The organism is Enterovibrio calviensis DSM 14347, from assembly GCF_000621165.1.
Taxonomy (GTDB): domain Bacteria; phylum Pseudomonadota; class Gammaproteobacteria; order Enterobacterales; family Vibrionaceae; genus Enterovibrio; species Enterovibrio calviensis.
In genome coordinates this window covers 349,732-369,565 of sequence record NZ_KK211217.1, presented here as the reverse complement: position 1 = coordinate 369,565, position 19,834 = coordinate 349,732, and the positions used below count along the sequence as shown (strand labels likewise).

Genomic DNA, 19,834 nt, shown 5'->3' with positions numbered 1-19,834 from the left:
GACTTGAGACCGCATACGATCCAAGTCCCCTCAAGAGTTATTACATATAGGCACAGTCACAGGGACTGTTCTAACTCTTTACGCTTAACGAGCAAAACAATCGATGTAGCTATTCCCTAGTGCAGTAAGAAAATCCACGTAGCGGTTGTCTTTCAATGATAAATCTTGCGCCATGGGATCGAGAACAGCAATTTTTGCACTTGTCCCTTTGGTTACGCTCTCGACCAGACCCGGATTGAACTGAGGCTCAGTGAATACACATTGGGCTTGATTCTCCATTAAGGCACTTCTAATAGAAACTAACGTTCTTGCACCCGGCTTTCTATCAGGGTTAATGGTCAAGTGTCCCGTTGGCTTCAGTCCAAAGGCCGTTTCAAAATAACCATATCCATCATGAAACAAGTAATAACCTTTAGAAGTATTGCTTGTCAGCCTTTCGGCGATATTTAGCTGAACGGCTTCTATCTCGGCGATGAATTTTTCGTAATTCTGTTGGTACTCAGCGGCGTTCTCAGGATCTTTGTTAGAAAGAACAGTTTTAATGGCTTTGCCTATCACTTTACTTTGCTCTGGACCAAGCCAAAGATGACCATCAATACCATCGTGACTGTGGTCGTGCCCATCATGTTGATCATGACCTTCCTCATCAAAATAACGGACTGGCATTCCGTCAACAGTCGTGAGTCGAAGCGCATTAGCATGACCATTCAGTATTTTTTCCAGGAAAAGCTCTAGCTCTGGCCCAACCCAAACGATAAGTTCAGCTTGATGTAATTTCTTCACATCTGAAGGTTTAAGTGCATAGTCATGAGGCGATGCATTATCAGGCAACAGAACATCGACGTTAGCATGCTCACCCGCGATATCATGAGCAATCAATCCAATCGGTTTTATGGTTGTGACAATGTTGAAAGAGGAGGCTTTAACTCCCACCGAAAAAAGAAGCATGGTTATCGTTAAGAATTGGATATAACGTACAGCAGTCATGGTTTCTGAGCCAACATTTAAAAACAGAACAAAGTGTTATATTATAACATTTCAATTTAAACATCATGCTCAATTTATGCCCGCATCCTTGGTAACGCTAAATAACGTCTCGGTCATCTTTGATGGCAGAAGCGTACTCGACCGCATCTCTTTTTCACTCCAGAGGGATAAAATCACCACTTTGATTGGCCCTAATGGTGCAGGTAAATCTACGCTGGTGAAAACTGTCATCGGCCTAAATTCGCCAACAGAAGGCACGCTAGTTAGGCAAGCGAATCTCACTATCGGCTACGTCCCCCAAAAGCTGCAACTTAACGAAAGCCTGCCATTGCGTGTTGATCGTTTTCTTAAGTTAAGCCCCAACGCGACGGCTTCAAGCATTCAAGCCGCACTGAGCTTGGTGGGGGCAACCAAATTGCTTCACGCCAACATGCATACCCTTTCTGGTGGTGAAACACAGCGCGTTTTGCTCGCCAGTGCCGTGTTGAAAAAGCCGGACTTGTTGGTACTTGATGAGCCAGTTCAAGGCGTTGACGTTGCTGGACAGCTAGAGCTATACAGCCTGATTGCGAAGCTCAAAGAAACGCTCCACTGTGGAATATTGATGGTCTCGCATGACCTACATTTGGTGATGGCAAAAACAGATGAAGTGATTTGTCTTCAACACCATATTTGCTGCTCTGGTGCGCCAGACGCCATTTCATCACACCCTGAGTATGTGGCACTGTTTGGCAGGAAAGAGAGCGAGCAATTAGCCCTTTACCATCATCATCACAATCATGACCACGATTTATCGGGTAACCCTGTTGGACCTTGTCAGCACGGAGATCATTAAGGTGTTTGAGTTTCTCGCCGTGCCTTTAATTGCCGGTATTTTGATAGCCGCCGCCGTTGGCCCTCTGGGCTCTTTCGTTGTTTGGCGGAAAATGGCGTATTTTGGTGACACCCTCGCGCATGCTTCTTTGTTTGGACTCGCTTTGGGATTCATGTTGCAGATCAGCCTTAATCTCGCGTTGATCGCAAGTTGTTTGACCATCGCAATTTTACTGGTAGCCCTTCAGCGTAAAAGTAGTGTTTCGACTGATACGTTACTTGGGATCATTGCACACACATCCTTGTCTCTCGGTTTGGTCTCTATCAGTTTTGTTGATGATTTACGTGTCGACCTCATGTCATACCTTTTCGGTGACTTGCTCTCTGTGACCTTTGCTGACCTTGGACTTATCGCCAGCGGGTGCGCTTTTGTGTCCATCGCGCTCTACCTTCTTTGGCGCCCATTGCTCGCCATCACGGTGAGCGAAGATATGGCTCGCGTCGACGGCTACAATGTGGATCGTTTGAAACTCGTGTTGATGCTAATGGTTGGGCTCGTCATCGCGATTGCCATGAAGTTCGTTGGCGCACTGATTATTACTTCACTCATGATCATTCCTGCCGCAACGGCTAGACGCTTCGCTGTCAGCCCAGAGCAAATGGCCATGCTTGCCAGTGGCATCGGTATGGTGTCGGTGGTCGGAGGCATAGCCCTTTCGTGGTTTAAGGATACGCCAGCTGGGCCATCTGTCGTGGTTGTCGCGGGTCTTCTGTTCTTCCTCAGTCAGTTTCGTAAGCAAGCTGAGTAGTCTCTGCTTTACCTTATAAAACACACAAAAAAACCGCTCATATGAGCGGTTTTTATTTTTCAGCGTGTCCGAAGACAATGCATCAGCTGTATTACCAGCCAGTGCTTTCACGCAGTGCTTTGCCGATGTCAGCAAGGCTCTTAACGGTTTTCACGCCAGCAGCTTCTAGTGCCGCGAATTTGTCTTCCGCCGTACCTTTACCACCAGAGATGATCGCACCAGCGTGACCCATACGCTTACCTGGAGGCGCTGTAACACCTGCAATGTAAGAAACGACAGGCTTAGTGACGTTCTCTTTGATGTAAGCAGCAGCTTCTTCTTCAGCTGTACCACCGATTTCACCGATCATAACAATCGCTTCAGTCGCAGGATCTTTCTCGAACAACTCTAGGATGTCGATAAAGTTTGAACCTGGAATTGGGTCACCACCAATACCTACACACGTAGATTGGCCGAAACCTTCATCAGTCGTTTGCTTAACTGCTTCATAAGTCAGAGTACCTGAACGCGATACGATACCCACTTTACCTGGCTTGTGAATGTGACCAGGCATAATACCGATCTTACATTCGCCTGGCGTGATAACGCCTGGGCAGTTAGGGCCAATCATGCGAACGCCAGCTTGATCAAGCTTCACTTTCACTTCAAGCATGTCCAGCGTAGGAATACCTTCAGTGATCGTTACGATCAACTCAACGCCAGCATCGATAGCTTCTAGGATTGCATCTTTACAGAATGGTGCTGGTACGTAGATAACAGATGCCGTTGCGCCCGTTGCTTCTACTGCTTCAGCCACTGTGTTGAACACAGGAAGACCTAGGTGTGTTGTGCCGCCTTTACCGGGAGAAACACCACCTACCATTTGCGTACCGTACTCGAGCGCTTGCTCAGAGTGGAACGTACCTTGGCCACCGGTAAAACCTTGGCAAATAACTTTGGTATCTTTATTGATCAAAACAGACATTATTTGCCCTCCGCTGCAGCAACAACTTTATCAGCTGCTTCAGTCAGTGAGGTCGCAGCAATAATGTTCAGGCCGCTATCGGCCAATTTTTGTGTTCCAAGTTCTGCGTTGTTACCTTCTAGACGAACAACAACAGGCACCTTAACGCCTACCTCTTCAACAGCACCAATGATGCCGTCTGCAATCAGGTCACAACGTACAATACCGCCGAAGATGTTCACCAATACGGCTTTCACATTATCGTCAGATAGGATGATTTTGAATGCTTCCGTCACACGCTCTTTCGTCGCGCCGCCACCAACATCCAAGAAGTTTGCTGGGCTACCGCCATGCAGGTTTACGATATCCATCGTACCCATTGCAAGGCCAGCACCGTTAACCATACAACCAATGCTGCCGTCTAGAGCAACGTAGTTCAGTTCCCACTGAGCTGCGTGCGCTTCACGCGCGTCATCTTGGCTAGGATCGTGCATTTCGCGTACTTTCGGCTGACGGTATACAGCATTGCTGTCGATAGTCAGTTTTGCGTCTAGGCAGTGCAAGTTACCTTGGTCAGTGATAACCAATGGGTTAACTTCAACAAGCGCAACGTCACGTTCAATGAACAATTGAGCGATGCCCATGAAGATTTTAGTGAACTGCTTGATCTGATCGCCTTGCAAACCTAATTTGAATGCAAGTTGACGGCCTTGGTATGGCTGAGGGCCAACCAATGGATCGATAGCAGCTTTGTGGATAAGCTCCGGCGTTTCTTCCGCAACTTTCTCGATTTCCACACCACCTTCAGTCGATGCCATGAAAACAACGCGACGTGTGCCACGGTCTACAACTGCGCCCAGATAAAGCTCTTTTGCAATATCGGTGCACTCTTCAACCAAAATCTTGCTTACAGGTTGGCCGTTTGCATCTGTTTGATAAGTGACTAGGTTTTTACCCAGCCAGTTATGTGCAAACGCTTTGATTTCTTCTTTGTCGCTAACAAGCTTTACGCCGCCCGCTTTACCGCGGCCACCAGCATGTACTTGGCATTTAACGACCCACTTGTCGCCGCCAATCTTGTCAGCAGCTTCAGCTGCTTCTTGAGGAGTGTCACAAGCATACCCTTCTGATACAGGCAGCCCGTATTCAGCAAACAGCTGTTTTGACTGATATTCGTGCAGATTCATGATGTTCTATCCGTGTCTGTTTTCCATTTTATAGGTCTAATTTGCTTTCCACACAGGGGACGTCATGTCCCCTGTTACCGACAAAAGCCGGACTACTTATACGTCAAGCAGCAAACGCGTTGGGTCTTCTAAAAGCTCTTTAATGGTAACCAAGAAACCCACAGACTCGCGTCCGTCGATCAAACGGTGATCATAAGAAAGAGCAAGGTACATCATAGGAAGGATTTCAACCTTACCATCAACCGCCATAGGGCGGTCTTGGATCTTGTGCATACCAAGAATAGCAGCTTGTGGTGGGTTGATGATCGGGGTAGACATCAGCGAACCAAATACGCCACCGTTAGTAATCGTGAAATTACCGCCAGTCAGATCGTCGACAGTGAGTTTTCCGTCGCGACCTTTAATAGCCAACTCTTTGATGCCCTTTTCGATGTCAGCCAAGCCAAGACGATCACAGTCACGAAGAACTGGCGTTACCAGACCACGTGGCGTTGAAACAGCCATGCTTACATCAAAGAAGTTATGGTAAACGATTTCTTCACCGTCGATAGATGCGTTGACTTCAGGGTAGCGTTTTAGCGCTTCAACCACTGCTTTCACATAGAAAGACATAAAGCCAAGACGAATACCGTGGCGCTCTTCAAATACGTCTTTGTATTGCTTACGAATGTCCATGATTGGCTTCATGTTCACTTCGTTGAAGGTCGTCAGCATTGCTGTACTGTTCTTCGCTTCAAGCAAACGCTCTGCAACACGCTTACGAAGACGCGTCATAGGAACACGCTTCTCGCTGCGATGACCCAATGACGGCGTTTCTTCTTTCGCCTGAACTGGCGCTGCAGCAGGTGCAGACGCGCCATTTTTCAAGAACGCATCAATGTCTTCACGGGTAATACGACCGCCGACACCTGTGCCTTTAATTTGGTCAGGGTTAACATTGTTCTCTGCAAGCAAACGACGTACAGCAGGGCTGAGTGCGTCATTTTGCTCGTCAGTGAGCGCCGCCGTGTGACGTTTGTCTGGCGATGATTCAGAAGACGCAGGAACATCTTGGGTAGGCTCACCCGCTACAGCACCCGCCTTAATTTTGGCGATAAGCTGTTTTGAAAGCACTGTCGCGCCTTCTTCTTCAATAATAGCTTCCAACACGCCATCTTCAGGTGCAGGCACTTCAAGAACCACTTTATCGGTCTCGATGTCGACCAAAACTTCGTCGCGTGAAACGGCGTCGCCTGGTTTCTTGTGCCATGTTGCAACTGTCGCATCTGCAACAGATTCAGGTAGGTCGGGAACCAGAATTTCGATTGTCATATCGTTTTTTTCCTTAATTTTCTAGTTCTTAATTCAAGGTAAGCGCGTCTTCAATCAACGCTTTTTGTTGTTTTAAATGCACAGACATGTAACCAACAGCGGGTGATGCAGACGCAGCGCGTCCTGCATAACTCAAGGTGGCATCCGCTGGAATAGCGAGTCGGAAATTGTGCTGGCTACTATACCAAGCGCCTTGGTTTTGAGGCTCTTCTTGGCACCATACAAAATCTTTCGCATTCACAAATTGGCTAATCACAGCTTGTAGGTCCTCTTTCGGGAACGGGTATAGCTGCTCAATACGCACAATAGCGACGTCTTTAATTTCTTCTTTGCGTCTGGTCTCTAGCAGGTCGTAGTAAACCTTGCCGGAACACAGAACCACGCGTTTCACTGCGGCTGGATCCAAATCATCTACTTCACCAATCGCGCTTTGGAAATTACCTTCAGCGAGATCTTCTAGCGAAGAAGTACATAGTGGATGGCGCAACAAAGATTTAGGAGACATCACAACAAGCGGACGACGCATAGGTCGAAGAACTTGGCGACGGATCATGTGATAAATCTGTGCAGGTGTAGATGGCACACATACTTGCATATTTTGCTCTGCGCAAAGCTGCAAATAACGCTCAAGACGTGCAGATGAGTGCTCCGGACCTTGACCTTCATAACCATGTGGAAGCAGCATGGTCAGGCCACACATACGACCCCACTTCTGCTCACCAGAACTGATGAACTGATCGATAACCACTTGAGCGCCGTTTGCGAAGTCACCAAACTGTGCTTCCCAAATGGTCAAGCCACCTGGTTCCGCTGTGGTATAGCCATACTCAAACGCCAATACCGCTTCTTCAGACAAGACAGAGTCAAACACTTGGAATGGACCTTGTTTGTCATGAACGTTGGAAAGCGGAATGTAAGTGCTTGCGTCAGTTTGGTTGTGCAATACAGCGTGTCGGTGGAAGAAAGTGCCACGGCCTGCGTCTTGCCCACTGATACGAATGCGCTTGCCTTCGTCAACAATCGTCGCATAAGCAAGTGTTTCTGCCATGCCCCAATCCAGCGCTTTTTCGCCATTAACCATCGCGACGCGATCGTTGTTGAGTTTGTTAACTCGGCTATGAAGCTTATGACTTTCTGGGTATTGCGTAACACGGTGACCAAGCTCAACAAGACGTTTCATGTCGAACGTATTCGGCCATTCCACTGTCCAGTCATGCCCAAGGTACGGAGACCAATCCACAGAATGCAGCGCCATTGGGCGATACTCTTTTGTGACGTGTTCACCGCGATCAAGTGCATCACGATATTCATTGATGAGGTAGGTTGCTTTTTCTAGATCGGCCACCTTCTCGTCAACCAACACATCAGCATAAATCTTGCGTGGTGTTGGGTGCTTCTTGATTTTTTGGTACATCAGAGGCTGAGTCGCATTTGGCTCATCAGCTTCATTGTGACCATGGCGGCGATAACACACCAAATCAATCACAACATCACGTTTAAATGTATTGCGGTAATCTAACGCTAGGCGAGAAACAAACGCGACAGCTTCTGGGTCATCTGCATTAACGTGCAGGATAGGCGCCTGAACCATTTTCGCGATGTCAGTACAATACTGCGTAGAGCGCGTATCATGCGGGTTCGATGTAGTGAAACCAATCTGGTTGTTGACGACGATACGAATCGTGCCACCCACGCGGAAACCGCGGGCTTGTGACATATTGAACGTCTCTTGAACTACGCCCTGACCGGCTATTGCTGAATCACCGTGGATGGTAATTGGCAACACCGTCGAACCGTCTTTATCGCCTAAGCGATCTTGACGCGCACGAACAGAGCCAATAACAACTGGGTTGACGATTTCAAGGTGTGACGGGTTAAATGCCATCACCAAGTGAACATCACCACCAGGGGTTGCAAAGTCACAAGAGAAACCTTGGTGATACTTAACATCACCCGTACCCCATGATTCGCCGTGCTTGCCTGCAAACTCATCAAATAGTTCTGACGGCTTTTTGCCGAGAACGTTGACCAGCATATTCAGACGACCACGGTGAGCCATACCGACGACCACTTCACGTGCGCCGTTCGCTCCCGCTTGGCGAATAATCTCTTTCACCATTGGGATAAGCGCATCACCGCCTTCTAGAGAGAAGCGTTTAGCACCTGGGAATTTGGCGCCTAAATAGCGCTCTAAACCTTCCGCAGCCGTCAACTCTTCAAGCAACGTCATTTTCTCGTCGTCTGAAAACTCAGGCTGACCGACGACGGATTCCAAACGCTGTTGAAGCCAACGTTTTTCATCGGTGTCAGTAATGTGCATGTATTCTGCGCCAATCGACCCACAATAGGTCTTGTTCAACGCGTCATAAAGATCGGCGAGTTTCATGCTCTCTTGCCCAATAGCAAAAGAACCTACATTGAAAGTCTCTTCGAAATCTTCTTGAGTGAGAGAGTGAAAGGAAGGATCCAGGTCTGGAACGCGTTCGCGCTGCCAAATACCTAATGGGTCCAATGTTGCTTGTTGGTGTCCACGGAAACGATAAGCATTGATTAACTGCAATACTTTAACTTGTTTTGCGTCGACATCCGGATCACTGACTGAGGCACTAAAATGCGCTGTCTCGGTTGCTAGCCTTCGGAAGTATTCACGAACTCGTGAGTGGGGTTGCTCAGGTGCGTTGCCATTCACAGCAGGCAGTTGTTGGAACACTGCGCGCCATTCGCTATCTACAGACTCGGGGTCACTGAGGTACAGTTCGTAGAGGTCTTCTACGTAAGTTGCATTGGCGCCAGCCAAATGAGAAGACTCTAACCAAGCCTTCATCACGCCATTTTGCATTGTTATCCCTTAACCACTTAGTTATCTATTGCTACGACCGGGGGTTAGCCGGCGTTCCTTTTAAGCTCCCCTTTCGAGGAGCCTAAATTTTTGATTTATGTAGGTACAGAGGCCTTTATCACACTGCGCGTTTAAGCAGCATTGAACGAATATGGCCTATTGCTTTTGTTGGGTTTAGCCCTTTAGGACAAACATTTACACAGTTCATTATGCTATGGCAACGGAAAACGCTAAAAGCGTCGTCCAGATCGGATAAACGATCATCAGTCGCCGTATCACGGCTATCAATCAGCCAGCGATACGCAGCAAGCAAACCGGCAGGACCAACAAATTTGTCTGGGTTCCACCAAAATGACGGACATGACGTACTACAACATGCACACATGATACATTCGTAGAGTCCATCAAGATGGGCGCGATCTTCAGGCGATTGCAAATTCTCGCGAGCAGGAGGAACACTGTCGTTAATCAAATACGGCTTAACTCGCTCATAGTTTTGATAGAACTGAGCCATATCAACCACCAAATCACGCACAACAGGCAAACCTGGCAAAGGACGGATCACAATGCTTGATTTATCCGTTAACGCTGACAGCGGTGTGATACACGCTAGACCATTTTTGCCGTTCATGTTGATTCCATCCGAACCACAAACACCTTCACGGCATGAGCGGCGGAATGAGAGCGACGGATCTTGTTCTTTCAACAAAATCAACGCATCAAGCACCATCATATCCGATCCTTCAGGCACTTCGAGGGTGTACCCCTTCATGTGCGGCGCGTCGTCTACGTCTGGGTTATAACGGTATACAGAAAAATTCAGTTTCATGATTATCTACCTCCCTTAGTATGTACGCGCTTTAGGCGGGAATGTATCACGATGGATTGGTTCCATGTTTACATCACGCTTAGTCATCGCTTCGGTTTCTGGGTTGTAGATGGTGTGGCACAACCAGTTATCATCATCACGTTCTTGATAATCAAAGCGAGCATGAGCGCCGCGACTCTCAGTACGGTAGTTTGCCGCCACAGCGGTTGAGAACGCCGTTTCCATCAAGTTATCTAGTTCTAAACACTCAACACGCTGAGTATTGAATTCACTTGATGTGTCGTCCAAGCGCGCTTCTTTTAGACGCTCACGAATCACTTTAAGCTCTTCCAAACCTTTCGCCATCGCATCACCTTCACGGAATACCGAGAAGTTATTCTGCATGCAAGATTGAAGATCTTTACGAATTTGAACCGGATCTTCGCCTTTCTGCGTTGAGTTCCAACGGTTTACGCGAGCCAGCGACGCTTCGATGTCAGATTCAGACGCATCACGTGCTTCAGATTGCGCAGCCAAGGTTTCGCCAAGGTGTAGGCCTGTTGCACGACCAAATACCACCAAATCAAGCAGTGAGTTACCACCCAAGCGGTTTGCACCGTGAACAGAAACACTCGCAATCTCACCACATGCAAACAGACCTTGAATCTCAACGTCGTTGCCATTCGGGTCTTGCTTAATAGCTTGACCTGAAATCTGAGTAGGAATACCACCCATCATGTAGTGACACGTTGGGATAACAGGGATAGGTTCTTTGATCGGGTCAACGTGAGCAAAGGTACGAGACAATTCAAGAATACCCGGCAGGCGAGCTTCAAGTACGTCTTTACCCAAATGGTCCAGCTTCAATTTGAGGTGTGGACCCCAAGGGCCGTCACAGCCACGGCCTTCACGAATCTCTACCATCATTGAACGCGCAACAACGTCGCGACCAGCAAGGTCTTTCGCGTTAGGGGCGTAGCGTTCCATGAAGCGCTCGCCGTCTTTGTTTAGAAGGTAACCACCTTCACCACGACAACCTTCAGTAACAAGAACACCTGCGCCAGCAATACCCGTTGGGTGGAATTGCCACATTTCCATGTCTTGCATAGGAACGCCTGCGCGCAATGCCATGCCTACGCCATCACCCGTATTGATGTGAGCGTTAGTCGTCGATTGATAGATTCGACCAGCACCACCCGTCGCTAGAACGGTTGCTTTGGCTTTGAAGTAGCAAATCTCACCGCTTTCCATGTCCATCGCAGTCGCACCAACTACGGCGCCATCTTGGTTTTTAACCAAATCCAACGCATACCACTCAGAAAAAATCGTTGTTTTGTTTTTGATGTTCTGTTGGTACAGGGTGTGAAGTAATGCGTGACCCGTGCGGTCTGCAGCAGCAGCAGTACGAGCGGCTTGTTCACCACCGAACGCTTTTGACTGACCACCGAATGGGCGCTGGTAAATGCTGCCATCTTCGAAGCGCGAAAATGGCAGACCCATTTTCTCTAGCTCGATGACGGATTGAGGACCGGTTTTACACATGTACTCGATCGCATTCTGGTCACCAATGTAATCAGACCCCTTAACGGTGTCATACATGTGCCATTCCCAGTTATCTTCATGGGAGTTACCCAAAGCAACGGTGATACCACCTTGCGCAGATACTGTGTGCGAACGTGTTGGAAAAACTTTTGAAAGCAAAGCACAGGAAAGGCCTTGCTCAGAAATTTGAAGTGCAGCGCGCATACCTGCACCACCCGCACCGATGACGATTGCGTCAAATTCTCTTACTGGAATACTCACTTACACACCCCACAAAACGAAAAAGCCAGTCAACAGGTAGACAAAAAGCAAGGCGACGATGCCAAACTGCATCAATGCACGAAGCAGTGTCGGCTTAATGTAATCTGTCAACACTTGCCACATGCCAATCCAAGCATGGATAAGCACGCAAACCAGCGCTAGCATGGTAAAGACTTTATTGCTCGTTTGACCCCAGAACTCTACCCAACTTAAATAAGTCAGGTCAGGGCCAAACGCAAAGAATCCCACCATGTAAAAGGTGTAAAGTGTCATGATAATGGCAGTAGCACGGATCAGAATAAAATCGTGAACACCGTTTTTGCCGAAAGAAGATACATGTCCTACCATACTAACCCCCACGCTAAAACAGACAGCGCTGCAGTAATGCCGAATGCGACTTTCGCGCTCATGTTTCCTGATTCGAGCTCTTCAAAGTACTTCATATCCATAAGTAAGTGACGAATGCCACCGACAATGTGATAGGCAAGTGCAGTTAAGATGCCCCAAAGGATGAACTTGGCGAAAAAGCTATCGACAATGTTCGCAGCAGCATCGAAGCCGCTAGGAGAAGATAATGACAGGCTTAATAACCAAAGAAGGATGGCAACCGAGACAAAGGTGATAACACCTGATACACGGTGCACGATAGACGCTATCGCTGTGATGGGGAAGCGTATGGTCTGAAGGTCGAGGTTTACCGGTCTTGGCTTTGTTACTTTCACGATATGGCCCACTCAGCTCCATTGAGCAATTATTGTTATAACACTCCCTGAATTTACATTTCGCGATCGCGCCAGACCTGCAACATCTTTAATTACGTTTTACGAAGGCTTCTGCTATTAACTGCAGATCAAGCTCCGTTTTACGCAGAGAAAATATCGATTTGAGCCCCGAAACGCCCCGGCATTATGTAATATCCAGAGACCTGTCGCAGAGTATATGCCCCGTAACATTTAAACACAAACCAATAAAATTGACGGAAATCCCGAAACAGAGCATTAACTTAATACGCACATATTTTTGATACTTCCGCACACCCGACAAAGATCACTTCTGTAAATTGACATCTAATGCAGCGATCGGTACAACAACGGGGTCCGTATCCGGGATAGGATTATATAATAACAAAGGAGAATGTTATGGCAGATAAGAAAGCTATCCTAAATATTGAAGGGAAAGCGCCTATCGAACTGCCGATCAAAGGGGGCACAGTCGGCCCTGAGGTTGTCGACGTACGTGCATTGGGTGCGAATGGTTATTTCACCTTTGACCCAGGTTTTGTTGCAACAGCGTCGTGTGAGTCACAAATTACGTATATTGATGGTGACGCTGGCGTTTTATTGCACAGAGGCTTCCCGATTGATCAACTAGCCAATAACGCTGATTATTTAGAAGTCTGTTATATCCTTCTGTATGGGGAAGTCCCAACCCGCAAGCAATACGAAGAATTTCGTAAAATTGTGACTCGTCACACTATGGTGCACGAGCAAATTGCGAGCTTCTTCCACGGCTTCCGTCGCGATGCACACCCAATGGCGGTTATGGTTGGTGTGGTTGGTGCTCTCGCTGCGTTCTATCACGACTCACTCGACATTAACAACGATGAGCACCGTGAAATCACTGCATATCGTCTGCTGTCAAAAATGCCGACGCTTGCAGCCATGTGTTACAAGTACTCTTTAGGCCAACCTTTCATTTACCCAAGAAATGATTTGGATTACGCCGAGAACTTCCTACACATGATGTTTGCAACGCCTTGCGAAGAGTATGAAGTGAATCCGGTTGTTGCTCGTGCAATGGACAAAATCTTCACCCTGCATGCTGACCATGAACAAAACGCCTCAACCTCTACGGTTCGTTTGGCTGGTTCTTCAGGTGCCAACCCGTTTGCGTGTATCGCGGCAGGTATTGCATCACTTTGGGGGCCTGCTCATGGCGGCGCAAACGAAGCATGTTTGAAGATGCTGGAAGAAATCGGCACGGTCGAGAATATTCCTGAGTTCATTGAGCGCGCGAAAGACAAAGAAGACCCGTTCCGTTTGATGGGCTTCGGTCACCGCGTTTACAAAAACCATGACCCACGTGCAACGGTAATGAACCAAGCATGTCATGACGTTCTTGATGAGTTAAACATCAACGATCCATTGTTGGACGTTGCTATGGAACTGGAACGCATTGCGCTTTCTGACCCATACTTTATCGAAAGAAAACTGTACCCGAATGTCGATTTCTACTCAGGCATTATCCTGAAGGCTATCGGTATTCCAGTTTCGATGTTCACTGTGATTTTTGCGATGTCTCGCACCATCGGTTGGATTGCGCATTGGAATGAAATGCACAGCGATCCACAAAACCGCATCGGTCGTCCTCGCCAGTTGTACACAGGCTATGACCAACGCGACTTTCAGCCATTGAAAGACCGTGACTAATCATCGTCATCTCTAACAAAAACGCCGCTAAATGCGGCGTTTTTTTTTGTATGGTTAATTAGGGCAGTAACACCGCCCGCTTCATTGAGATCTAAACGGGGTTATCGATATCAATAAAGATCACATCTAACTCGTGACGTTCCGCCAGCCACTCTCCCAGCGCTTTGATACCATAACGCTCAGTAGCGTGATGACCCGCACCAAAATAATGTAAGCCCTGCTCTCTTGCAGAAAACGTTGTTCTTTCTGATACTTCACCTGACACAAACGCATCCATGCCTTTGCTCGCCGCTAAATCAATGTAGTCTTGGCCACCACCCGTGCACCAACCCACGCGTTTAATTTGGCGCTCCTGCCCACCATCAATAAACAAAGGCTTTCTACCTAATTTGCTCTCAAGCAGAGATTCAAAATCACTCGCAGAAATCGCATCAGGCAATTCTCCCCATACAGCCACTGAGCGCGGATTGCCATCTTCCAAGCCACCACATTCGTTAATGCCTAATAGCTTTGCTAATTGGGCATTGTTTCCAACGTCAGGATGAACATCCAAAGGAAGGTGGTAAGCGTAGAGGTTAATACCGTTTTCAATCAACGCCTTGATACGACGGTATTTCATACCTCGAATAGGCTCTGGTTCCCCTCGCCAAAAGTAGCCATGGTGAACCAACACCGCATCAGCACCTTGTTCAATCGCTGCATCAACCAATGCTTGCGAAGCCGTCACGCCGGTAACGACTTTTTTGATGTCAGATTTCCCTTCTACTTGTAACCCGTTTGGGCAGTAGTCTTTAATCAAATTGGGTTTTAAAAACTCATTAAGAATGGCTTCAAGTGCGAGGTTGTTCATGTCTAATCCTTAATCGAGCGATAACTTTTAGTCATTCTACCTAGCATTGACGTGCAGGTGAACCGACATTCCGATAAGCTGTTTATTCACACACAGTCAATACCTTATGGAACCCCTTGATGTTTGCCGATGAAGCACAAGTCGCCCGAGACATAGAATGGATATCCCGTGCACCGACGATTGTGCAGCCGCCCTCTCACGTGTTTGATGAAGGCTTTTGGTCTTGTGTTGCACCCACAATCTCGCCAGGCTATACCGGTGGGCATCGCATCGGCTTTTACTATCAATGGCTGGTGAGGCAGTGTATTGAATCACACCCCAAGTACCAGCTCGTCACTGAAGAAATCCAAGTGGCCAAAGATGGACGAACCCTTGGAGCCGTTGATTTTGTAGTGAAAAATCCTGCGGGTGAATTGGAACATTGGGAAGTCGCTATCAAGTTCTATTTGGCATTCGATACTGATTGGCACGGGCCCAACGCAAAAGACACGTTAGCAAAGAAATATGAAAAAATGGTCCACCAGCAATTACTCCTTTCTGAATCTGAAGCGTATCAAACCCAGTACCCCGAGTTTCCAATTAAGCATCGCAAACTATTAATGCAAGGCCGTCTGTACACCAATCCGTTTATTCCTGAACCTAAAATCCAATTTCCTTCTGTCACCCCGGAATCCGTTTCTGGAAACTGGTGCTGGCCTAGCCAACTTCCTTTGACCCAGCAATTTTACCACTTGAAACGACATCAATGGTTAGAGGCTCCCAGATTGGAAGAGTTAGAACCGTTTTCACTCGAACTTCCGCTCACTCGCGCGCAGCACATTATTGACGAAGATGGCGTACGTTGGTTTGTGGTACCCGAATCTTGGCCGAACTGCCATTAAAAAAGCCACCGACAACGGTGGCTCTTATGAACAAGTTCTAGCGGTTTAATCACTTAAACTTATAGACCTGCCGCTATAAACACATCACTCACGATTTTCTGCGCTTCATCTTGGATCTGGCAAAGATGCTCTTCACCTTTGAAGCTCTCGCAATAAATTTTGTAGATGTCTTCAGTACCGGAAGGGCGCGCTGCAAACCAACCAAACTCAGTGACCACTTTCAACCCGCCAATCGCCTGACCATTGCCTGAGGCATGGGTAAGTTTCGCTGTGATCGCGTCGCCTGCTAGCGTTTCTGCCGTTACCATCTCAGAAGACAGTTTGCTCAATACCGCTTTTTGCTCGGTGTTTGCCGGTGCTTGAATACGGGCATAACTAGATGCACCAAACTTTGCCGCCAGCTCTTCGTAGTATTGCTGAGGGTTTTTACCCGTTACTGCTGTGATTTCTGCAGCAAGCAAACAAAGAAGAATGCCATCTTTGTCAGTTGACCATGGCGTCCCATCCATACGAAGGAAAGACGCACCAGCGCTTTCTTCGCCGCCAAAGCCCAATTCACCACTGTATAAGCCATCAACAAACCATTTGAAGCCCACTGGCACTTCACACAACTTGCGACCTAAGCGCTCAACCACTTTGTCGATGATGGCACTTGATACCAGTGTTTTGCCCACACCGACTTCCTCGCCCCACTGAGGACGATGCTGATAGAGATAGTCGATGCAAACAGCAAGATAATGGTTAGGGTTCATTAGACCTGCAGGAGTCACAATACCGTGGCGATCGAAGTCAGGATCATTGCCAAATGCCAAGTCGTATTGATCTTTGTATGCCAATAGACCCGCCATCGCAGAAGGCGATGAACAATCCATGCGGATCACACCGTCTTTATCTAGTGACATAAAACGAAATGAAGGATCAATGTCGTCGTTAACCAGTGTGATATCTAGATCATAGTAAGCGGCAATCGCTTTCCAATAATCGATGCCTGAGCCGCCCAACGGATCCACACCAATATGAAGGTTCGCTTTTTTGATCGCTTCAATATCAACAACCTGACCCAGTTCGCGCACATATGGCATCACAAGATCGGCTTCAACAAACAAAGTGTTTGAAGTTGCTTCGTCATAGCCAATTCGACGAACACCCTCAAGGCCTGCAGCAATGTAAGCATTTGCCCGCTGCTCGATTGCCTTCGTCAGTTCGCCTTCTGCAGGACCACCGTGCGGAGGATTGTATTTGATACCACCGTCTTGAGGAGGGTTGTGAGACGGTGTGATCACAATTCCGTCTGCTTGGTTCGCATTGGCTTTGTTATGCTCCAAAATGGCGTAAGAAATACCTGGCGTCGGTGTATAGCCGCCTTGCTCTTGGGCAACAACGTTCACACCATTTGCAACGAGCACTTCAACCACAGAGCAAAACGCTGGCTCTGACAGAGCGTGCGTGTCTTTACCAACAAATAATGGGCCGGTGAAACCTTTCTCGGCACGCACATCTGCAATCGCTTGAGCGATGGCAAGAATATGATGCTGGTTAAACGTAGACTTGTCGGCGCTTCCGCGGTGACCAGAGGTGCCAAACTCAACCTTGTGCGATGAGTTGGTTGGATCTGGCGTCAACTGGAAATAGTTCGACACCAATAGAGGAATATTATGCAGATCTTGTTGCTGGGCGCGTTGCCCCGCACGTTCGAAACTAGCCATGCGTTCGCATCCTTTCCGGAAATCTAAATTCTAAAAATACAAAAAGGCTCGTCAATGACAGAGCCTCTATTTTATCTTAACTATTCACAATCAGCATGTTACTGGTACTAAATGCGAAATTTAGATTTCGCCAACGACTTTTTCTGTAATGTCGCTCGCAAAACCCATCTTGATCATCAGCTGCTCAACCATCTGGCGCTTACGACCGGTATTCGTATTGGTGATCACCCAAAAAGGCGTGGTCGGAATGTGCTTAGGCTTGGTGGTTTTGCCACTCTCAAGCAGCGTTTGCTCATTATCGGCAAAGTAAACTCGCGTGCGACCTTTCAATGCAGTAGCCTCTGCAAAGCTTTGTCCGTCAATACGATAAAGTGCTGATAGGACGAGCATAAAGCGGCCAATCGCTCTTTCTTGCGCAGCAAACTCATCAGAGATCAACAATGAACGCATTTCTTTCACGCGATCTACAGAGTCTTGTTTTCCCGCATCTTTGCTGACAACAATTCCCTTTGGCTTATTCGCGGGAGTCAAAGTCGCAACGGGTTGTTGATCCATCTGCGGTGCCATCAATAAGCGGCGCAGGATATCCGATGCACTTTCACCAATGTGATGTGTTTGGCTGGCAATGTACCGGTATAGCTCTTCATCAACCTCAATTGTCTTCATCGTTTGATCATCGTGTCCTAATTACAATTCAACAGGGCGATTATACAGAGTTAGAAAGGTATACTCTACGGCAAACGATTCATATTGAGAGAAAACAACAGTGTTTTTGAACTACAAGATCCAAGGGGAAGGACGACCTTTGCTCTTGATCCATGGACTTTTTGGTAGCTTGGACAATCTCGGTGGTCTTGCTCGCGTTTTGTCCGAGCATTACAAAGTCTATCAAATAGACCTGCCTAACCATGGTCAATCACCACGGTCGCAAAATGTCGACTATATTTCGCAAGCCAATGCAGTCAAAGACTTCATGACACAACAAGGTCTTGAGAGCACTTCCGTTGTCGGACACTCTATGGGAGGAAAAGTCGCCATGATGCTGGCAATTTCACATCCCAAGATGATTGATCAATTGGTCGTCATGGATATCGCACCAGTGGCCTATCAAGAACGTCGACATGATGCCGTACTCGAAGGTTTGAACGCGTCCATGAAATCGCCAATCACCAACAGGAAAATCGCTGAAGCGATCCTTGCTGAGCATATTCAAGAACCAGGCGTTAGACAGTTCTTGCTGAAATCGTTAGCTAAGCAAGAAAATGGTGAATTTGCATGGCGCTTTAATGTCGATGTTTTAGAAAGAAACTATGACGATATCACTGGCTGGCCTGCCAATGGTCACTATGACGGCGACACATTGTTTTTGAAAGGTGCTGACTCTGACTATATTTCAGCAGCGCATCGCGAGGAAATTGAACGCCAATTTCCGCAGGCAAAAGCGCACGTTATCGCCAATACAGGTCACTGGTTACATGCAGAAAAACCTGACACCGTTTCGCGTGTGATCACTCGCTTTTTAACAAAGTCAGAGCGTTAACAGACGCAACTGAGTTGTGATATAGTGCGCCTCGAAATAGTTTCCGAAAGGAGAGGGAAATGCTGTACGAGCACTTTGAATTGCTCGAAAAGATAGGGCTTGATCTGCTTTTTGCAGCTATCTTCTTTTTCATCGGCATGGCAATCAAGGACGTATTAAAAGAAGGGGAAGTACCTCCATTTGGCCGACGTATAGTTTGGCTGGTACTTTTCTTAGGATGCGCAGGTTTCATTACCAAAGGCGCGATCCAGTTATTCTGGGAAGGTGCAGGCATAGGCTGATTGCTTGCGCTTAACCGTTAGCAGCAAGAAGGTTTGACCTTCTTCTACACTTTAGAATGTGGGATGTGTATATTGCATCTCGACTAACAGAAAACAGGTATTCTCTATTATGGCGAGCGTAGGTCTCTTCTTTGGCAGCGATACAGGTAACACTGAAGCTATCGCCAAGATGATTCAAAAACAACTGGGCAAACAATTGGTCCACGTTCAGGATATTGCAAAAAGTAGCAAAGAAGATATCAATAACTTCGATCTGCTACTGCTGGGTATCCCAACTTGGTACTACGGTGAAGCACAGTGTGACTGGGATGATTTCTTCCCAGAGCTTGAGCAAGTTGATTTCTCGACCAAACTCGTTGCAGTCTTTGGTTGTGGTGATCAAGAAGACTACGCAGAGTATTTCTGTGATGCGATGGGCACCATTCGCGATATCGTTGAAACGAAGGGTGGCACTATCATTGGTCATTGGCCAACTGAAGGCTATGAGTTCGAAGCTTCGAAAGCCTTGGTTGATGACAACCACTTTGTGGGCTTGTGTGTTGATGAAGACCGTCAGCCGGAGCTAACTGCACAACGTGTTGAAACATGGGTTAAACAAATCCATGAAGAAATGTGCTTGGCAGAATTAGAAGGTTAATCCTTTTCTT

Annotated in this window: 19 protein-coding genes; 7 read left to right on the top strand and 12 right to left on the bottom strand. The window is 47.4% G+C overall.

What is annotated here, in order from left to right:
- Positions 1-84 precede the first annotated feature (84 nt).
- Complete coding sequence (gene znuA, locus Q365_RS0119865; RefSeq protein WP_028024990.1) at positions 85-987, bottom strand: zinc ABC transporter substrate-binding protein ZnuA; 903 nt, start codon at positions 985-987, stop codon at positions 85-87.
- Positions 988-1,063: 76 nt separating this feature from the next.
- Here znuA and znuC point away from each other — a divergent pair, with 76 nt between their 5' ends.
- A complete protein-coding gene (gene znuC / locus Q365_RS0119860; RefSeq protein ID WP_028024989.1) occupies positions 1,064-1,822 on the top strand; it encodes a zinc ABC transporter ATP-binding protein ZnuC in 759 nt (252 codons plus the stop codon).
- Between the two features lies 1 nt (position 1,823).
- Positions 1,824-2,609: a zinc ABC transporter permease subunit ZnuB gene (gene znuB / locus Q365_RS0119855; RefSeq protein WP_028024988.1), complete on the top strand. Its 786-nt coding sequence runs from the start codon at positions 1,824-1,826 to the stop codon at positions 2,607-2,609.
- A 91-nt stretch (positions 2,610-2,700) separates the two neighbouring features.
- Here the strand turns inward: znuB and sucD are convergent, their stop codons facing one another.
- From sucD to sdhC, 8 genes are all read right to left on the bottom strand, one after another.
- Complete coding sequence (gene sucD / locus Q365_RS0119850) at positions 2,701-3,573, bottom strand: succinate--CoA ligase subunit alpha (RefSeq protein WP_028024987.1); 873 nt, start codon at positions 3,571-3,573, stop codon at positions 2,701-2,703.
- Positions 3,573-4,739 carry an ADP-forming succinate--CoA ligase subunit beta gene (gene sucC / locus Q365_RS0119845; RefSeq protein ID WP_028024986.1) on the bottom strand — a complete coding sequence of 389 codons (1,167 nt, stop codon included), beginning with the start codon at positions 4,737-4,739 and terminating at the stop codon, positions 3,573-3,575. Before sucC ends, sucD begins: the two co-directional genes overlap by 1 nt.
- 96 nt (positions 4,740-4,835) lie before the next feature.
- A complete protein-coding gene (gene odhB / locus Q365_RS0119840) occupies positions 4,836-6,050 on the bottom strand; it encodes a 2-oxoglutarate dehydrogenase complex dihydrolipoyllysine-residue succinyltransferase (RefSeq protein ID WP_028024985.1) in 1,215 nt (404 codons plus the stop codon).
- Positions 6,051-6,078: 28 nt separating this feature from the next.
- Positions 6,079-8,889, bottom strand: a complete 2,811-nt coding sequence (gene sucA / locus Q365_RS0119835; RefSeq protein ID WP_028024984.1) for a 2-oxoglutarate dehydrogenase E1 component — start codon at positions 8,887-8,889, stop codon at positions 6,079-6,081.
- A gap of 118 nt (positions 8,890-9,007) precedes the next feature.
- A complete protein-coding gene (locus Q365_RS0119830) occupies positions 9,008-9,718 on the bottom strand; it encodes a succinate dehydrogenase iron-sulfur subunit (protein WP_028024983.1) in 711 nt (236 codons plus the stop codon).
- A gap of 15 nt (positions 9,719-9,733) precedes the next feature.
- Positions 9,734-11,500, bottom strand: coding sequence for a succinate dehydrogenase flavoprotein subunit (gene sdhA, locus Q365_RS0119825; RefSeq protein WP_028024982.1), 1,767 nt, complete (start codon positions 11,498-11,500; stop codon positions 9,734-9,736).
- Positions 11,501-11,848: a succinate dehydrogenase, hydrophobic membrane anchor protein gene (sdhD, locus tag Q365_RS0119820; protein WP_028024981.1), complete on the bottom strand. Its 348-nt coding sequence runs from the start codon at positions 11,846-11,848 to the stop codon at positions 11,501-11,503.
- The gene (gene sdhC, locus Q365_RS0119815) at positions 11,842-12,234 is read right to left on the bottom strand and encodes a succinate dehydrogenase cytochrome b556 subunit (RefSeq protein ID WP_028024980.1); all 393 of its coding nucleotides are present in this window, start codon (positions 12,232-12,234) and stop codon (positions 11,842-11,844) included. The genes sdhD and sdhC overlap by 7 nt, the downstream gene beginning before the upstream one ends.
- A gap of 405 nt (positions 12,235-12,639) precedes the next feature.
- Between sdhC and Q365_RS0119810 the strand changes: the two genes are divergently transcribed.
- Positions 12,640-13,929, top strand: coding sequence for a citrate synthase (locus tag Q365_RS0119810; RefSeq protein WP_028024979.1), 1,290 nt, complete (start codon positions 12,640-12,642; stop codon positions 13,927-13,929).
- Positions 13,930-14,020: 91 nt separating this feature from the next.
- Here the strand turns inward: Q365_RS0119810 and Q365_RS0119805 are convergent, their stop codons facing one another.
- Positions 14,021-14,779: a Nif3-like dinuclear metal center hexameric protein gene (locus tag Q365_RS0119805; protein WP_028024978.1), complete on the bottom strand. Its 759-nt coding sequence runs from the start codon at positions 14,777-14,779 to the stop codon at positions 14,021-14,023.
- 119 nt (positions 14,780-14,898) lie between these two features.
- Here Q365_RS0119805 and Q365_RS0119800 point away from each other — a divergent pair, with 119 nt between their 5' ends.
- Positions 14,899-15,660 (top strand): DUF1853 family protein, encoded by a 762-nt coding sequence (locus Q365_RS0119800; RefSeq protein WP_028024977.1) that lies wholly within the window; start codon positions 14,899-14,901, stop codon positions 15,658-15,660.
- A 59-nt stretch (positions 15,661-15,719) separates the two neighbouring features.
- Here the strand turns inward: Q365_RS0119800 and pgm are convergent, their stop codons facing one another.
- Positions 15,720-17,366: a phosphoglucomutase (alpha-D-glucose-1,6-bisphosphate-dependent) gene (gene pgm, locus Q365_RS0119795; protein ID WP_028024976.1), complete on the bottom strand. Its 1,647-nt coding sequence runs from the start codon at positions 17,364-17,366 to the stop codon at positions 15,720-15,722.
- A gap of 120 nt (positions 17,367-17,486) precedes the next feature.
- Positions 17,487-18,032 carry a replication initiation negative regulator SeqA gene (seqA, locus tag Q365_RS0119790; protein WP_028024975.1) on the bottom strand — a complete coding sequence of 182 codons (546 nt, stop codon included), beginning with the start codon at positions 18,030-18,032 and terminating at the stop codon, positions 17,487-17,489.
- A gap of 100 nt (positions 18,033-18,132) precedes the next feature.
- Here seqA and Q365_RS0119785 point away from each other — a divergent pair, with 100 nt between their 5' ends.
- The 3 genes from Q365_RS0119785 (at position 18,133) to fldA (ending at position 19,824) form a co-directional block, all read left to right on the top strand.
- Complete coding sequence (locus tag Q365_RS0119785; protein WP_028024974.1) at positions 18,133-18,906, top strand: alpha/beta fold hydrolase; 774 nt, start codon at positions 18,133-18,135, stop codon at positions 18,904-18,906.
- Between the two features lie 59 nt (positions 18,907-18,965).
- Positions 18,966-19,187, top strand: coding sequence for a DUF2788 domain-containing protein (locus Q365_RS0119780; RefSeq protein ID WP_028024973.1), 222 nt, complete (start codon positions 18,966-18,968; stop codon positions 19,185-19,187).
- A 109-nt stretch (positions 19,188-19,296) separates the two neighbouring features.
- A complete protein-coding gene (fldA, locus tag Q365_RS0119775; protein WP_028024972.1) occupies positions 19,297-19,824 on the top strand; it encodes a flavodoxin FldA in 528 nt (175 codons plus the stop codon).
- Positions 19,825-19,834: the final 10 nt, after the last annotated feature.

Coding starts and splice junctions, on each gene's coding strand:
- Q365_RS0119830 (WP_028024983.1), bottom strand. CDS start 9,718: ATGAAACTGAATTTTTCTGTATACCGTTATAACCCAGACGTAGACGAC.
- Q365_RS0119800 (WP_028024977.1), top strand. CDS start 14,899: ATGTTTGCCGATGAAGCACAAGTCGCCCGAGACATAGAATGGATATCC.
- znuA (WP_028024990.1), bottom strand. CDS start 987: ATGACTGCTGTACGTTATATCCAATTCTTAACGATAACCATGCTTCTT.
- Q365_RS0119810 (WP_028024979.1), top strand. CDS start 12,640: ATGGCAGATAAGAAAGCTATCCTAAATATTGAAGGGAAAGCGCCTATC.
- seqA (WP_028024975.1), bottom strand. CDS start 18,032: ATGAAGACAATTGAGGTTGATGAAGAGCTATACCGGTACATTGCCAGC.
- sucC (WP_028024986.1), bottom strand. CDS start 4,739: ATGAATCTGCACGAATATCAGTCAAAACAGCTGTTTGCTGAATACGGG.
- pgm (WP_028024976.1), bottom strand. CDS start 17,366: ATGGCTAGTTTCGAACGTGCGGGGCAACGCGCCCAGCAACAAGATCTG.
- Q365_RS0119805 (WP_028024978.1), bottom strand. CDS start 14,779: ATGAACAACCTCGCACTTGAAGCCATTCTTAATGAGTTTTTAAAACCC.
- Q365_RS0119780 (WP_028024973.1), top strand. CDS start 18,966: ATGCTGTACGAGCACTTTGAATTGCTCGAAAAGATAGGGCTTGATCTG.
- znuC (WP_028024989.1), top strand. CDS start 1,064: ATGCCCGCATCCTTGGTAACGCTAAATAACGTCTCGGTCATCTTTGAT.
- sucD (WP_028024987.1), bottom strand. CDS start 3,573: ATGTCTGTTTTGATCAATAAAGATACCAAAGTTATTTGCCAAGGTTTT.
- fldA (WP_028024972.1), top strand. CDS start 19,297: ATGGCGAGCGTAGGTCTCTTCTTTGGCAGCGATACAGGTAACACTGAA.
- sdhD (WP_028024981.1), bottom strand. CDS start 11,848: ATGGTAGGACATGTATCTTCTTTCGGCAAAAACGGTGTTCACGATTTT.
- sucA (WP_028024984.1), bottom strand. CDS start 8,889: ATGCAAAATGGCGTGATGAAGGCTTGGTTAGAGTCTTCTCATTTGGCT.
- odhB (WP_028024985.1), bottom strand. CDS start 6,050: ATGACAATCGAAATTCTGGTTCCCGACCTACCTGAATCTGTTGCAGAT.